This is a genomic window from Tritonibacter sp. SIMBA_163 (assembly GCF_046535935.1).
GTDB lineage: Bacteria > Pseudomonadota > Alphaproteobacteria > Rhodobacterales > Rhodobacteraceae > Epibacterium > Epibacterium scottomollicae.
Genome location: NZ_JAWJBP010001217.1, coordinates 1 through 240, shown reverse-complemented (window position 1 = coordinate 240; position 240 = coordinate 1). Strand labels below are relative to the sequence as shown.

At 53.3% G+C, this 240-nt stretch carries 1 protein-coding gene; it reads right to left on the bottom strand.

The features are described 5' to 3' along the window. On the bottom strand, positions 1-185 hold a 185-nt coding region (locus tag R0J92_RS26180), incomplete at its 3' end, for a hypothetical protein (RefSeq protein ID WP_411053838.1). Between the last annotated feature and the right edge of the window lie 55 nt (positions 186-240).

Below are 240 nucleotides of genomic sequence, written 5' to 3'. Positions count from 1 at the left end.
CAAGTAATGGAGAAGCCATGGGCGACAACTGTGGAGAACACGAGCGCAAAGGTCAACGCCGTCAGCAGCTCTGCGTCTTCAAACCCGGCATCCAATAAGACGTTGGCGAAATAGCCGGAAACTGTCAAAGCGACAATGCCTCGAGGCGCAATCCAACCAATCAAGGCTTTTTCTCGCCAGCTCAAGTCCGTTCCGATTGTCGACAGCCAGATGGATAGCGGCCGGACAATAAAGAGCATC